This window comes from Virgibacillus carmonensis, from assembly GCF_057836705.1.
The window spans coordinates 77,783-92,724 of record NZ_JBYQFJ010000011.1 but is presented as its reverse complement, the minus strand read 5'-3'; the positions used below and the strand labels follow the sequence as shown (position 1 = coordinate 92,724).

Annotated in this window: 10 protein-coding genes and 3 pseudogenes; all 13 read right to left on the bottom strand. The window is 39.8% G+C overall.

Annotated elements, in window-relative coordinates; translation table 11 throughout:
• Window positions 1–13: 13 nt before the first annotated feature.
• The 13 genes and pseudogenes from AC3G7N_RS11020 to AC3G7N_RS10960 all read right to left on the bottom strand — a co-directional run bounded on the left by AC3G7N_RS11020 (window position 14) and on the right by AC3G7N_RS10960 (window position 14,717).
• Complete coding sequence (locus tag AC3G7N_RS11020; RefSeq protein WP_489422199.1) at window positions 14–757, bottom strand: SDR family NAD(P)-dependent oxidoreductase; 744 nt, start codon at window positions 755–757, stop codon at window positions 14–16.
• 53 nt (window positions 758–810) lie between these two features.
• On the bottom strand, window positions 811–1,788 hold the full coding sequence (locus tag AC3G7N_RS11015; protein WP_489422198.1) for an NADPH:quinone oxidoreductase family protein: 978 nt from the start codon (window positions 1,786–1,788) through the stop codon (window positions 811–813).
• A gap of 133 nt (window positions 1,789–1,921) precedes the next feature.
• Window positions 1,922–3,460, bottom strand: a complete 1,539-nt coding sequence (locus AC3G7N_RS11010) for an acyl-CoA carboxylase subunit beta (RefSeq protein WP_489422197.1) — start codon at window positions 3,458–3,460, stop codon at window positions 1,922–1,924.
• A gap of 101 nt (window positions 3,461–3,561) precedes the next feature.
• Entirely contained in the window at window positions 3,562–5,217 is a 1,656-nt protein-coding gene (locus AC3G7N_RS11005; protein WP_489422196.1) for an AMP-binding protein, read from the bottom strand.
• 27 nt (window positions 5,218–5,244) lie between these two features.
• Window positions 5,245–6,849: pseudogene (locus AC3G7N_RS11000) on the bottom strand (long-chain-fatty-acid--CoA ligase).
• 246 nt (window positions 6,850–7,095) lie between these two features.
• Window positions 7,096–8,053 (bottom strand): annotated as a pseudogene (locus AC3G7N_RS10995) (phosphotriesterase family protein).
• A gap of 53 nt (window positions 8,054–8,106) precedes the next feature.
• Entirely contained in the window at window positions 8,107–9,756 is a 1,650-nt protein-coding gene (locus AC3G7N_RS10990) for a long-chain fatty acid--CoA ligase (RefSeq protein ID WP_489422195.1), read from the bottom strand.
• Between the two features lie 46 nt (window positions 9,757–9,802).
• Window positions 9,803–10,549, bottom strand: a complete 747-nt coding sequence (locus AC3G7N_RS10985; protein ID WP_489422224.1) for a 2-phosphosulfolactate phosphatase — start codon at window positions 10,547–10,549, stop codon at window positions 9,803–9,805.
• A 6-nt stretch (window positions 10,550–10,555) separates the two neighbouring features.
• The gene (locus AC3G7N_RS10980) at window positions 10,556–11,623 is read right to left on the bottom strand and encodes a phosphotransferase family protein (protein WP_489422194.1); all 1,068 of its coding nucleotides are present in this window, start codon (window positions 11,621–11,623) and stop codon (window positions 10,556–10,558) included.
• A gap of 14 nt (window positions 11,624–11,637) precedes the next feature.
• Window positions 11,638–12,033 (bottom strand): annotated as a pseudogene (locus AC3G7N_RS10975) (acyl-CoA thioesterase); the annotation flags it as partial.
• Window positions 12,034–12,074: 41 nt separating this feature from the next.
• Entirely contained in the window at window positions 12,075–12,647 is a 573-nt protein-coding gene (locus tag AC3G7N_RS10970) for a TetR/AcrR family transcriptional regulator (RefSeq protein ID WP_489422193.1), read from the bottom strand.
• A 72-nt stretch (window positions 12,648–12,719) separates the two neighbouring features.
• The gene (locus tag AC3G7N_RS10965; protein WP_489422192.1) at window positions 12,720–13,493 is read right to left on the bottom strand and encodes an SDR family oxidoreductase; all 774 of its coding nucleotides are present in this window, start codon (window positions 13,491–13,493) and stop codon (window positions 12,720–12,722) included.
• A gap of 15 nt (window positions 13,494–13,508) precedes the next feature.
• Window positions 13,509–14,717: an acyl-CoA dehydrogenase gene (locus tag AC3G7N_RS10960; protein WP_489422191.1), complete on the bottom strand. Its 1,209-nt coding sequence runs from the start codon at window positions 14,715–14,717 to the stop codon at window positions 13,509–13,511.
• Window positions 14,718–14,942 lie beyond the last annotated feature (225 nt).

Below are 14,942 nucleotides of genomic sequence, written 5' to 3'. Positions count from 1 at the left end.
TCAAAATCACTTTCTAAAGATTAAGCGTGCCGCCGTCAATCACAAGCGTTTCCCCAGTAATAAAGGAAGCTTCATCGGATGCCAAAAATAAAACTGCGTTAGCAACTTCTTTCGGTTTTCCGATTCTCCGTAATACATTTGCAGTAGATAAAATAGGCCACTTCTCCGTTTTCTTCCAATCCTCCACCATCTTAGTATCAATAATCCCAGGAGCAATTGCATTAACACGTATATTTTCCCTTCCAAATTCAGTTGCTGCTGTTTTAGTAAGTGTAATTACACTGCTCTTTGAAGCTGAGTAAGCGGATACAAGTTTTTGCCCTTTAATCCCAGCAATACTGGCCGTATTAATAATGGAGCTACCTGACTCCATCCGGGGAATAGCATATTTCATTCCAAGAAACACACCAGTAAGATTTATATCAATAACTTTTTGCCATTCTTCCAGTGAAACATCAGGTATTTTTTTCTCATCACATGTCACCCCTGCATTGTTAAATAAGATATCGAGGCGACCAAATGTGTCAACCGTTGCCTGTACCATATTCTCAACATCTTCGGAACTCGCCATATCTGTAAGAGTGAATTCTGCTTTACCGCCTTTTTCCTTGATCAAATTTACTGTTTTCAGACCAGCTTCTTCACTGATATCAGACACCATAACCTGGGCACCTTCTTCTGCAAATCGTAAAGCAGTAGCCCTGCCAATGTCTCCGCCTCCACCGGTTACAATGGTCGATTTGTTTTCTAATCGCATACGATCACCCTTTTCTCTATTATCTTAAAATTTTTTCCATTTACAGTCTATTTTTAAAGTTTAGCTATTAACTTTCCATATGTTTTTCGGTCCGCCAAAACTTCCAATGCTGTTGGTATGTCCTCAAAATTATATTCTCGATAAACTAGAGGACGAACCACTCCTTGTTCATAAAGCCTCATTAAATTTTCGTGAATTTCCGTAACCTTATCTGGATTTAATTTGCGGAACAAGCCCCAATGAACACCGACAATGGAATAATTTTTGACCAGCGCATGATTTACTGGAGCATCTGAAATACGACCACCCGCAAAACCAATTACTAATAAGCGTCCATCAAAGGCAATACACTTTCGTGAACGATCAAATATATCTCCACCAACAGGGTCAAAGATTACGTCGGCTCCACGCCCAGTTTCTGTTTTTACAATCTTCACAAAGTCATCAGTCGTATAGTCGATTGCAATATCAGCTCCAAGGTCTTTGCATACCTGCACCTTCTTCGGCCCCCCAGCAGTTGCGATGACTTTTGCACCTTTTGCCTTTCCTAGTTGGATGGCGGCTGATCCTACTCCTCCTGCCCCAGCATGGACCAAAAGGACTTCTCCTTTTTGAATATTGCTTCGGTGATATAGTGCATAATAAGAAGTTTGATAAGTTATAAACATGCCTGCCGCTTCACTGGAGGATATTGTATTTGGAACTACATAGACGGAATCTTCCGAAACGGTTATCCATTCAGACAACCCTCCTTCGGGTAACCCCGGCGTTGCAATTACGCGTTGCCCTACTGATAGATGGCACCCTTCTCCTACTTCACGGATAATACCACATACCTCCGCCCCAGGTGTAAAAGGGATAGGCGGTTTTTCCTGGTACTTCCCCTGGCAAAGTAAAATATCAAAAAAGTTGAGAGAAGAAGCTTCAACCTGAATTAATAGTTCACCAGCTTTAATAGAGGGAATTGTTGACTCTAGTAAATTTAAAACATCCTTTGGTTCTCCTAATTCTGTGACCTTCCAGCTACGCATTACACTCTCCTCCTCATGGAAATTCTCTGTTATTTAATTTAAATTGAAACAACATATTTCAAAGACTCAGATACTAAACGCATGGTATGTTGATGATATAAAATGTAGTACTACCTTCTAACTGTAATGTCTTTTAAAATCCTGTCGGCCAGTTTGCTAGATTCCGTTTACTTTTAGATCCATTTTTTGCACATGCATATTCCAATGTTTGTGACAGGAACTTTCTCGTATCCCTTGGGTCAATAATATCGTCAATTAAGTGCTTTCCTGCAGCTTTATAAGGTGAACTGTCAAACCCCCATAATTTCAATAGTTCTGATCTTTTCTCTTCTGGATTTTCTGATTTCTGAAGCTCACGTCCGTGGACAACGTTAATGCCAACTTCAGGACCTGTAAAATTGATTTCAGCTGTCGGCCATGCCACAACAAAATCGGCACCCATGGTTGGACCGCACATATTTCCATAAGCCGCACCAATACTTTTGCGGATAATCACAGAAATCTTTGGAACAGTTGATTGGGCAAGTGCCTGATTCCACACCATAATCTTAGTCGGCATTTTTAATTTTTCAGCGTCACTTGATACACGGAAGCCTGGTATATCATGTAAAAAAATAAGCGGAATATTGTATGAGTCACATAAGCAAATGAAGTCAGTAGCCTTCTCGCATTCTTTTACTCCAGCGGCACCCGCAAATTTCATCGGCTGATTTGCTATCATACCTACTACCCTTCCATTTATTCTCGTTAAAACAGTGATAAGTGCAGTGCCATACAATGATTTCAGTTCGAAATATTCTCCATCATCAACAATTAGTTTAATTACCTTTTTCATATCATAGGCACGCTTTTGTCTTGTTGGCACGATGTTAACAATTTCATCAAGTTTTCGAAACGGATCGTCTTCCGTATCTTTATATGGCGGTTCCTCACTACTATTGAGGGGCATGTAGTCCAAGAACTGTTTCATTTCTTCTATTGAAGCTTCCTCGTCCTTGGTAAACCGTTCCACTTGTCCGGTGAAACCAGCATGTATTTCCCAGCCACCAAGTTCTTCGTTCGAAACCTTTTCCCCTGTAGCTACTTCAAGCATGCGAGGACCCGCCACTGCCATGGCAGTTCCCTTTACCTGTGTGACAAAGTCGGAAGAAACTGCTGTCCAGGTCGGGCCACCAAAGCTGTCCCCCAAAATGGCTGTAATCGTAGGAACTTCGCGGTTGTGTAGTAAAAGTTCATTAGGAAAAAGCATTTGGCTTATCCCATCCGACCCCATTCCGTCAGGCATTCTAAGTCCTCCGCCTTCCATTAAATTAAGCAATGGAAAGCCCCGTTTTACCGCGAAATCATGTGCTGCTTGGGTTTTGCGGAAATACACCATCCCCTCAGTCCCAGCAAAAACTGTTTTATCTGCTGCCTGTAAAACGACTGGACGACCGTTGACTTTTGCCAGTCCCGTGATGACTCCATCTCCTGCGCTCTTCTCTTCACTTCCGACTTGATCGGAATGGGCAAGCATTCCAAGCTCCAAAAATGTTTCTGGATCGACGAGTTTATCAATCCTTTCTCTAGCAGTGTAATGTCCCAACTTGTGCTGCCGGTCAATTTTGTCCTGACCACCACCGCACTTAGCTTTTTCTTTTCGTTTCACTAGTTCCGCTATTGCCTTCTCCATACTTTTCTCCCTCATTGATAGTGTTATTTAATACGTTGCTCAGCTGTGTAAATGGTAGAACAACTCGGGCTTTATATTTTCTGTCAATCTTTTCTATGACTCTACTTTTCTTTTAAAAGTCTTCGCAGTACTTTTCCACTGGTTGTTGCTGGTAAACTATCACGAAATTCCACTTCACGTGGATATTTATACGCTGCCATCTTTTCTTTGGCCCACTCCATTATTTCGCTTTCCATGATCTTATCTTTATATTCGGACTTTAATACGATAAAAGCTTTCACGCTTTCGCCTCTTTTTTCATCCGGAAAACCCACTGCGGCTACTTGCAAAATCGCCTCATGATCGCTTAATAAAGTTTCAACATCTTCCGGAAATACACTGAACCCTGACGATTTGATCATCTCTTTTACACGGCCGTTGAAATATAAATATCCATCTTCATCAAGCATTCCAATATCACCTGTAAATACCCAGCCATCCCTCAGTGTTTCTTCTGTTGCATCTGGTCTATTAAGGTAACCTTTGAAGACACCCGGACTTTTCACTGCAATTTCGCCTTTATTTCCAGGAGATAAATCTTCCCCTGTTTCCATATCTACAATCCGTAATTCTGTATCATAGGTAGCGATTCCGCATGTACCAAATTTTATTTGATCAATTGGCATCATTGTGTCACATGTATGTGTTTCACTTAACCCATAAGACGCTTCAAAAAGCAGACAGCCATCTGTGAGTTTCTTCCATGCATCCGCCAGTTTTTCATCCACTGCCATACCAAAACTTGTCGAAAAATTTAATTCAAGTGATGTCAGATCTCTGTTTTCTATGCCTGGATAATTTATTACAGCGGCATTCATTGGGGCAACAGTATATAATTTACTCACTTTGTAACTTTCTATTGCTTTAATCGCAGCTTCTGGGTCAAATCGTGTCAGTAAAATACATGCGGAAGCACTGTAAACAGGAATATTCACCCCCATTACCATACCGGCAATATGACAAAGCGGAGCAACTGCCAATGTTTTATCACTTTGGACTACCTGATACCCGTTAGAGGAAGTAGCTGTTTTAAACAGTGCATTTCCAAATGTAAGCATCGCTGCTTTCGGTCTTCCGGTTGTACCTGATGTAAAGACCATCAGTCCAACATCTTCCCAAAGATCAATTTGCTCTGTTTCCAAAATAGGGTCACTCGCTTCAATAGCTTCCACCATATCTAACGTGTTTTTAATTTTTACTTTTTTGACTTTGAGCTCGTCGGGTACCGGTAATGTCAAATCATCAGAAAGAAAATCTGCGTAATTAGTCGTAATCATAAATTGGAGTGACGGTAGTTTTTCTTTAATATTTTCAACCTGTTTGTACAATTCCTGACCAGCAATGACAGCCTGAATTTCGGCTTCGTTGATGAAATATTCAAGCTCTGTCTCCTTATACATCGGATTTAATGGTACAACAATTGCACCAAGCATTTGTATCGCATAATGACCAATCAGGTATTGCGGACAGTTTTGCATAAATAATGCAACCCGCTCCCCTTTACTTACACCTCGATTTTTAAGAAACTGTGCAAAACGTTGTGTTTTATCGTTTAACTGCTCCCATGTAATATTATTTCCATAGAAAATATATCCCGTCTGATTCGGACATTCAATCGCATTCTGAATTAAATATTCATGTAAAGGTTTTTCACCCAGGCGATAGTTTAACGTCTCAGAAATACCTTTTGGCCAGCTTTTCTTTAAAACAGATTTCACTTTTCGTCCTCCTATTTGATGGGATCCCTACACCGATTCTTCTCTGATTTTTCGTCGCAAAATTTTTCCCACATTTGTTTTTGGTAGTTCTTTTCTAAATTCAATGACCCGTGGCACTTTATATGCCGCCATATTCTTTCTGCAATACGAGATTAATTCCTTTTCCTCACAATCCTTACCTTCCTTCAATACCACGACTGCTTTGACTGATTCTCCCCGATACGGATCTGGAATCCCGACAACGACTGCTTCCTGGACTGAAAGGTGTTCATACAAAGTTTCCTCGACATCCCGCGGGTAAACATTGTAACCACTTGCAATAATTAAATCCTTTTTGCGATCAACGATAAACAGATAACCATCTTCATCCATATAAGCGATGTCACCTGTATACAGCCAACCATCCCGTAGTGCTTGCTCGGTTTCTTCTGGCATATTCCAGTAACCTTTCATCACTTGTGGCCCTTTAATAATTATCTCGCCTATTTCCCCAGCAGGAAGTTCTTTTGTCCCATCAGCAAGGTCAACAATTTTATAATCAGTAGATGGAACGCCAATGCCCACACTGCCAGGTTTTCTGGTACCGGAATATGGATTGCAGTGTGTTGTCGGCGAACTCTATGACAGCCCATATCCTTCCAATATACTAGCTCCGGTTTTTTCTTCAAATGTGCGCAAAATTTCCCGAGGCATTGGAGCACTTCCACTATTACAAATTCCAATACTATCAACACCATATTCGTGAACTTTCGGATGGTTGATTAAAGCAATATACATCGTCGGCACTCCTGGAAAAGAAGTCGGTTGTACATCCTTGATTGTTTGTAACACTTCCTCCAGTTCAAACCTTGGTAGCATGATGCTCATCGCCCCCGTATAGATGGAAAGGTTCATACATGACGTCATTCCGTATACGTGAAACAGCGGAATGACAGTAAGAAAACGTTCCTCTCCTAGTTTGATTGCATCCTTAAAATATTCATACGATTGCATAACGTTAGCCAGCAGATTCCGATGTGTAAGCATAGCTCCTTTTGAACGGCCGGTAGTTCCCCCTGTGTACTGTAAAATTGCTACATCTTCACTTGCATTGATGGCAACTGAGTCAGGAAGTTTTTTTGCCTTTTCCAGAAAACTATTAAAGCCTGTTGCTATGCCATCTTCCGTATCCCGCCCTTCCAAATTAACTTTAATTACACGTTTTACGGATGTGTTCTCAATGATTTGATTTAAAACAGGAAGCAAAGGCTCATAAATAACGATTGTTTCAGCACCTGAATCAGCCAGAATGTATGCTAGTTCCTTTCCGACCAGCATTGGGTTCAGCTGTGTCGCAATGGCCCCCGCCTGCATAATCCCGTAATAACTGATAACATATTGTGGACAATTTGGCAGCATTAGTGCTACTCTGTCACCCTTCTTTAATCCATTCACCTGAAGAGCAGCTGTGAAGGAACCAGCCAGCTCACCGAGTTTTTTATACGTAATCTCTTTACCATAAAAATAAAGGGCAGGATTATCTCCATAATTTTCAATTGTTTCGTTTAACATTTCTGGAAGTGATTTATTCGGTATTTCTAGTTCCTTTTCAATATGTTTTGGATAATGCTTCAGCCAAACTTTATCCATCATCATTCCTCCCTGAAGAAGATTTCAATTTAGACAGCGCTTACATTTATAATTTTTATGGACATCTTTCTATCCTTATAGTGCGTGTAGTGCGTGTTCAAAAAGTCGGGCAAATTAGAAACAAGAAGTTCGAGGCGGCGTAGTTTTGAGGATCGGAATGTAGGCTATTCCTACATAAGAACCGGAAAAACAAGCCAACGAAGAAATTCGCTTCTTATCTTATCATTTGGAGACTTTTTGAACATCCTCTTATAGATGAAACATTTGATCAATAACATTATACGATACGCCTTTACGCTTTAACTCGGGTACAATATTTTCAAAAACATGTGCTGGATGCCAGTTTTCAACAAGACTTGCTACCTGATCAGTCATTTCAGGTTGGCGTCCCATCCAATATGTGATGGAATCATGGGAAAGCATGATTTGTTTTTCATATCCTTCCTCCAGAAGCTCTAATAAAGTTTCAATTCGTTCTGCATCAAATGGAGCCCCGACTAGTTTTTGAATTCCAAATCGGTCAAAGCCTACTTTTACACCAGTTTGAAGTGTTTTCTTATGGTATTCTACATTCGTATTTCCGCACATATGGCCAATAACGATTTTGGAAGGATCGACTCCAGAATCAGTAAGCATCTTAGCTTGTTCAGGGCCCATTGTTCCTTCTTGAGTATGGGTAAGGATCATAATTCCTGTTTCCTGATGCACCCTTGCAGCTATGTCAAAAAACATCTTTTCATACGGCGTAATTTCGTCTTTACTTGATGCAAGTTTAATAATTCCTGGACGAATACCCGTTCCAGCTATGCCGTCATTTATTTCTTTTATAAACATGTCATAAATATCTGTTTCTGCTGTGCCTAATGATTGACGAAAATTTAAAGTAAGGTGTTGCGCCTTCTCCCTCATAATAGTATCCAGTGGCACAGATAATCTGTAAGCCTGTTGCCTGCGAAATTTCTTGTAATACTTCTGGATTTCTTCCACATTCATTTGGTGTCGGATCCACGACTGTTTTAACCCCAAATTTCATTACTGCATTTGCAGCCTCGATTCCAGCACTTAATGCTTCTTCCCTATTAAATGCACCTAGTGTCACATCACCGTTGTAACCCGGGTAGCCAAATATGAAATGTTCATGTATCAAAGTTTTTCCCATGTTCTCAACTGGAATTTCACCAGTTACCGTATTTATCCGTTCACCCATTCTTATCAACTCCTCATAATTATAAAAAACTAGGAAACTAACCCCTTAATCACTTAGCTGTTCTTCTGTAATTCCCTCCATAAAACTTTTCCGCTGCTTGTAGTCGGGAAACTATCTATAAACTCCAAAATTCTTGGATACTTATATGCCGCCATTTGATCTTTAGACCATTCGATAATCTCACTTTCAGTTACTTTTCCAACAGATTCATCAGTCAAAATAACAAATGCTTTGACCGTTTCTCCTCGCTTAGCATCTGGTGCACGGACAACACATGCTTGCTGGACCGCAGGGTGTTTATATAAAATGGATTCTATTTCTGTTGGCCATACTTTAAAACCAGACGCATTAATCATCCTTTTTAAACGGTCAACAATGAAAAAATAGCCTTCTTCATCTATTTTTACAATATCACCAGTGCGGAAATACTGTTTTCCTTCTATTTGGATATGTGCCTCTCGATTATCTTCTTCTCGATGATAATATCCCTTGAAAACTTGGGGGCCGTTAACGATAAGTTCTCCTTCTTCATTGACGCCAAGTTCTTTCCTAGTTGCTGGATCAATTACCCGTGCATCCACATCAAACGATGGGATTCCTAAACATTGCAGTTTCGGTCGATCAGGTGGATTGAAATGTGTATGTGAAATCGTTTCTGACAAACCATATCCCTCTACATAATTCAGACCTGTTCTTTCATATAATTGTTCTCCAACTGCTTCAGGAAGCGGTGCACCGCCTCCACCAATAGCTTGCAATGATGATAGATCATAGTTTGCTAGATTCGGATTTGCTAAAAAGTCGATTAACATCGTACTAATATTTATCCAATGGGAGCAACCGTATCTCTCGATCGCCTGTCCAGCATAATCACGGTCCCAGCGAGTCATTAGCACAATCGAACCACCCGCTACTATTGGCGTAAGTGTACTATGCAACAATCCTGTCACATGAAATAATGGTAATGTGGCAAGTGCAACGGCATCTGGAGTCACGTTCATCCAATGATATGCTCCGGTTGCATTTGCTTGAATCGTTTTATTTGTGTGCATACAGCCTTTAGGCAGACCAGTTGTTCCAGATGTATAGGGAATTACTGCAATATCCTCACTATCTCCTTTGTAAGGTGAAGGCTGCTCTTTCGCAGTTAATGCATCTTTCCATTGGATATCTCCTGTGATTACACTAGCTGGAGCAGTAACTTCTGGCGGTAAGTCACCTAGTGCATTCTCCTCCTTAATGTAGTCTGAATACGTTGCAACGATAATTTGATCAAGAAATGTATCTTTCTTTAATGGGGTGACTTTGTGGTATAATTCCTGCCCAACCAGTGCCTGTTTTATGTTACAATCTCTCACATAAAACGCCAGATCTTCTGTTGTACTCATGGGATTAATTGGTACAACGATTGCGCGGATCCGCAGTAGAGCAAAAAAACTAATTACATATTGAGGTGAATTTTGCATGAATAAAAGCAGTTTGTCTTCACTCTGTACTCCTAAATCATTTTCTAAGTAACCTGCAAGTTGTTCGACTTCAGCTATAAGCTGCTTATACGTATATGTTTGCCCATAATAATGGATTGCTACTTTTTTCGGATACTTTTTAGCAGTTATCGTTAAATTATCATATATGGTGGTCTCAGGTACTGTCAGCGTTTTAGACAAACGAGCGGGCCAAAATTTGAAATGATTTGTATTCAACAACACTCATCCTTCCTATTTCTTTCGTTTTTCTGTCCTGAAATGCCTATTTTCCTTTGCCGACTTTTGCTTTTTCGGCTACAATTGTTTTCCCATCAACTAGTCGAGGAATAACAGACAGTATTCCTTTCTGATTTACAAACGCGATATCGTCTTGTAGTTCGTAGTTTTCAAGCATCCTTCCTACTTGGGAATCACGAAGTACATTCTGATCTGACACATTTTCATAAAAAAGCTTTGCTGCTAAAGCGCTGTCAGTTAAATCTGCATGATGACCGTATTCATTTACTAATTGTTCAATAAAATATCCAGCTCCATAAAAGTCCTCGATGCAGAATTGGTTTTTAGATCCGGAACAAACAACAATAATTGTTTCATTATCATACGTTTCCGCAATTCGTTTACTTACGGCATTTCCATTTAATAATGAAGCAATATATACTTTTTTAGCAGATGACGACCTTCGAATAGCAACTGTTCCATTTGTGGTCGATAATACCACTGTTTTGGTTTTGACATGATCCTTCAAAGCCAATGGAGCTGGATCCAAAAATCCATCGATCGTTTTTCCATCATATTCTCCAACAAGTGAAACATCTTTTGGCGCATAATTTCTCGCTTCCCGCAATGCTTCTGCCTCATCCATCACAGGAATCACCCGCTCAGCTCCATAGTTCAGGCACGCTGTGATTGTCGATGTCGCAAGTAGCACATCAAACACAACCGCAATTTTATTTTCATCCATTTGCACCGTATCAATTTCTTCCTTCTTCCATAAAAGATGTATTTTCATCACCTATCACACACCTTTAGCAGAAAGCAGTGCATATTGTATTAAGTTCGCAACAGATCGATTAAGATGAGCAAATCTCGGGTCATTCGTTTGCCCTTTGTGGTAACGGTAATAAATTTGTTGGCAAATTACGGCAAGCTTAAAGTATGCAAAAGTCAGGTAAAAATGTACATTTGACACATCACGCCCGCTTTTCTTCGCATATTCCTCCAAAAATTCCCTTCGCGTGAAAAACCCCTCCTTGATCGTTACTGACGGCTTTCCATAACCCTTTTTCAGCTGTTCTGGATCATCAGCTTCCATCCAATAGCCTAGAGCCGCTCCAACATCTGCTAATGGATCACCTACAGTTGTCATTTCCCAATCAAACAACCCTGTCATTTCGCTAAAATCATCTGAAAACATCGCATTATTTAACTTATAATCATAATGAATAATTGTAGGTGCTGGTGACACAGGGATATTATCTTTCAGCCATTTCGTTAAATGACCTACATCCGTTACTTCCTCCGTCTTAGCCCGTTCATATCGCCTAATCCAGCCTAGCACTTGCCGTTCCATAAAACCCTCTGGCTTAGAAATGTTTACTAATTCTGTTTGATTGTAATCAACTTGATGCAAATCTACTAATTGATTAACCATCAACTTGGAAATTTTCCTTCCTAATGCACGATCATACTGTATACCCTCAGGAAACTTCGAATCTATCACAATCCCTTTTCTTCGTTCCATTATAAAAAACGAACTTCCAACAATCTGTTCATCTGTTGAAAAAGTATATGGCTTCGGTGCAGTTGGATATAATGGATGCAAACCAGACAAAATCGTATATTCCCTTTGCATATCGTGAGCTTTCGGTGCAACAGGTCCAAGTGGTGGTCGGCGCAACACTGCCTCCCATGAGCCAATTCGTAACAAGTATGTTAAATTCGAAAGACCAGCGCCAAATTGTTCAATTTCCAATGGCCCATCAGGAACATCAGAAATATTTTCCCGAACAAATTTCAGCAATATTTCTTTATTAAGTTCCTCTCCGTCCCTAACATTAATCGTATCGCTAAAAGAAGCTTTCATTGCTTTCTCTCCCCTCAGGCTGTCTGCAAATATTCTTGTAATTTTACTTTAAACAAATCTGGAAGTTCTGCAGTTTTTTGATTAGAAATATCGAAGTAAACAACGGTCGCTTCTCCTTTTGCGATCACATTGCCCGATTCTTTATCGAAAAACTCACTACTCAGTGTAAAACTTGTCTTACCTATTTTTAAAACCGCCGTATTAACTTTCAGTATTTGCCCAAAATATCCTTGACTGATAAAATCACATTTTGCGGATGCAAGCATAATAGTAAATTCATCGTTACGGATATCCATACCTAATTCTTGTAAAAAGCTAAGTCTTGTATCTTCCATATAAGTAAAATAACTTGCATTATTAATGTGGCCTAACATATCTGTTTCACTAAAACGCACCTTAATATCCATTTTCGTACACTCCCTGTATTCAGTGACATTTTTTAACCTTTATACTAATCAGTAGGTATGTTAATTCCGGTTAAAATCATATCAGCGTAAACTTCCCCTAATTGCTGTGAGGAAACATCGCCCTCTGGTTTAAACCAATTATAGCTCCAATTCGTAACTCCTAATATTCCAAACGTAATGAGATCTGCACTTAGATCTTCCTTAAATTCCTTTTGTTCAATTCCTTTTCGCACAACATCCTCAACATTTAGGCGGAATTGTTCCCTTTTCCCCTTAATACTCTCCATGTTTTCATTGGTTAAATGCCGCATCTCCCGAAAATATACACGAGCACTCGGACCATTTTTATCGATGTCCGTGATTAATAGGTTTATTATTTCTGTTAACTTTTCTTTTGGCTGCATATCATTATTACTTATAATGTGATTCTGGCGTTCTAATAAACTTGTAATATATTGATGATGGATTTCCATTAATAACTGCTCTTTACTGGAAAAATAGTAATAAAACGTTCCCTTCGTAACTCCCAATACATTTACAATATTCTGAATAGATGTTTCACTAAAACCTTTATTCTCAAAAAGCAAAATACTCTGCTTCGTAATTTTACCCTTCATATACATTTTCCTCGCTAGTTTGTAATATTAATTTCGTTCTGCATCTATCACAACTTCTAGCCCAATCTATTATTACAAAGCGTGTGAACCACCATCGACAGCTAAAATATCGCCACTCACGAAATCAGAAGCTTTTGAAGCTAAAAATAATGCAACTCCCATCATGTCAGCGTCATTTCCTAGTCGATTCAATGGTGTTCCTTCTAAAATCTTCTCTTCCCCTTTTTCCAGTAGTCCCTGAGACATCTTTGTCGGGAAAAATCCAGGCGCAATTGCATTTACATTGATATTATACTGCCCCCATTTAACCGCTAAATCCTTTGTAAACGTCATAACTGCCCCCTTACTTGTGTTATAACCGATTGTGTCCATGTATCTTGGATCTGTTCCACCGAATCCGGCAACAGAAGCAATGTTGATGATTTTCCCCTGATTCTGCTTAATCATCGTCTTACCCACTTCTTGACTCATTAGAAATGTTCCTGTTACATTCACATTCATAACCTTTTGCCATGCTTCATATGGCATTTCCGTAACAGGCGCACCCCAAGTAGCCCCGCTATTGTTAACTAAAATATCAATGGAACCAAAGTGTGAAATTGTTCCGTCTACAACTTTTTTTACGTCCGCTGGATTTGATACATCACATTCAAAAGCTAACGAATCAACCCCTAGTTTCTTCAATTCTTCACTCATTTTTTCACATGCCGCAAGCTTTCGTGAGCAGATGACAACATTTGCACCTGCCTCAGCAAATCCTTGGGCAATTTGTGCACCAAGTCCTCTTGCTCCGCCTGTAACAATCGCTGTTTTTCCATTTAATCTGAATAAATCAAGTACGCTCATAGTAAATTCCTCCTGTTATAAATATTTTCGAAGTTCTAATTTAGCAATTTGCCTACGGTGTACCTCATCAGGTCCATCCGCTAGTCTAAGTGTGCGAGCATTTGCCCAATGATTAGCAAGCGTGAAATCATCACTGACTCCGGCACCGCCAAATGCTTGAATAGCCCGATCAATTACTTTTAATGCCATATTTGGTGCAACAACTTTAATCATCGCAATTTCTGCTTTCGCTTCTTTATTTCCAACCGTGTCCATCATATACGCAGCTTTAAGGGTTAATAGTCGTGCTTGTTCGATATCGATTCGTGAATCGGCAATCCATTCTTGTACAACTCCCTGATCAGCTATCTTTTTCCCAAAGGCAACTCGATCTTGAACGCGCTTACATAAATCTTCAAGTGCACGCTCTGCAGCACCAATCAAGCGCATACAATGATGGATTCGGCCAGGTCCAAGTCTGCCCTGTGCAATAGCAAACCCTTTTCCTTCTTCCCAAAGCATATTTTCAGCAGGTACTCTAACATTCTCATAAACAATTTCCGCATGACCATGTGGTGCATCATCATAACCAAAAACTGGGAGCATTCGTTCAATCGTAACACCTGAAGCATCTAATGGCACCAGGATCATTGACTGTTGCTCATGCTTAACTGCAGTCGGGTCATTTTTCCCCATTACGATTGCAATTTTACAACGTGGATCCCCAGCTCCGGATGACCACCATTTTCGTCCGTTGATAACGTATTCGTCACCATCTTTAACAATTCGAGATTGAATATTTGTCGCATCACTTGAAGCAACATCAGGTTCTGTCATCGAAAAACATGAACGAATCTCTCCGGCAAGAAGAGGCTCAAGCCACTGTTTCTTTTGCTCTTCAGATCCATAACGAGCTAAAACTTCCATGTTACCTGTATCTGGTGCACTGCAATTAAATACCTCAGGTCCAATCATCGATCTACCCATTATTTCACAAAGAGGTGCATACTCCTGGTTGGTTAAACCTGCTCCATAATCACTTTCAGGCAAAAATAAATTCCATAATCCTTCAGCTTTTGCTTTCTGTTTCAACTCTTCCATGATAGGAGGAATTGCAGTCCACCGACTTTCCTGCTGGTTCAATTGTTCTTTGTAAACCTTTTCATTTGGATAAACGTGCTCCTCCATAAAGGTATTAAGTTTTTTCTGCAATTCAACTACTTTTTCCGAATAAGAAAAATCCATCTTTTTTCCCCCAAGCAACTAATTTTACTAACCTACCGGATAGTATGTTCAGAATCTTAAATTTAATTATAGCAAAGTAAGCTATGAATGCAACCTATTTTTGTTTGTTTTATCGAATCAATCGCCTTTAATTTTACCTAAAACCTATCCAAAACAGTGTATTCTAAGGAGGGATAAGGGGACAGTTTTCTTGTCCCACAAAAATGCTTTAAAATAAGAAAAGCT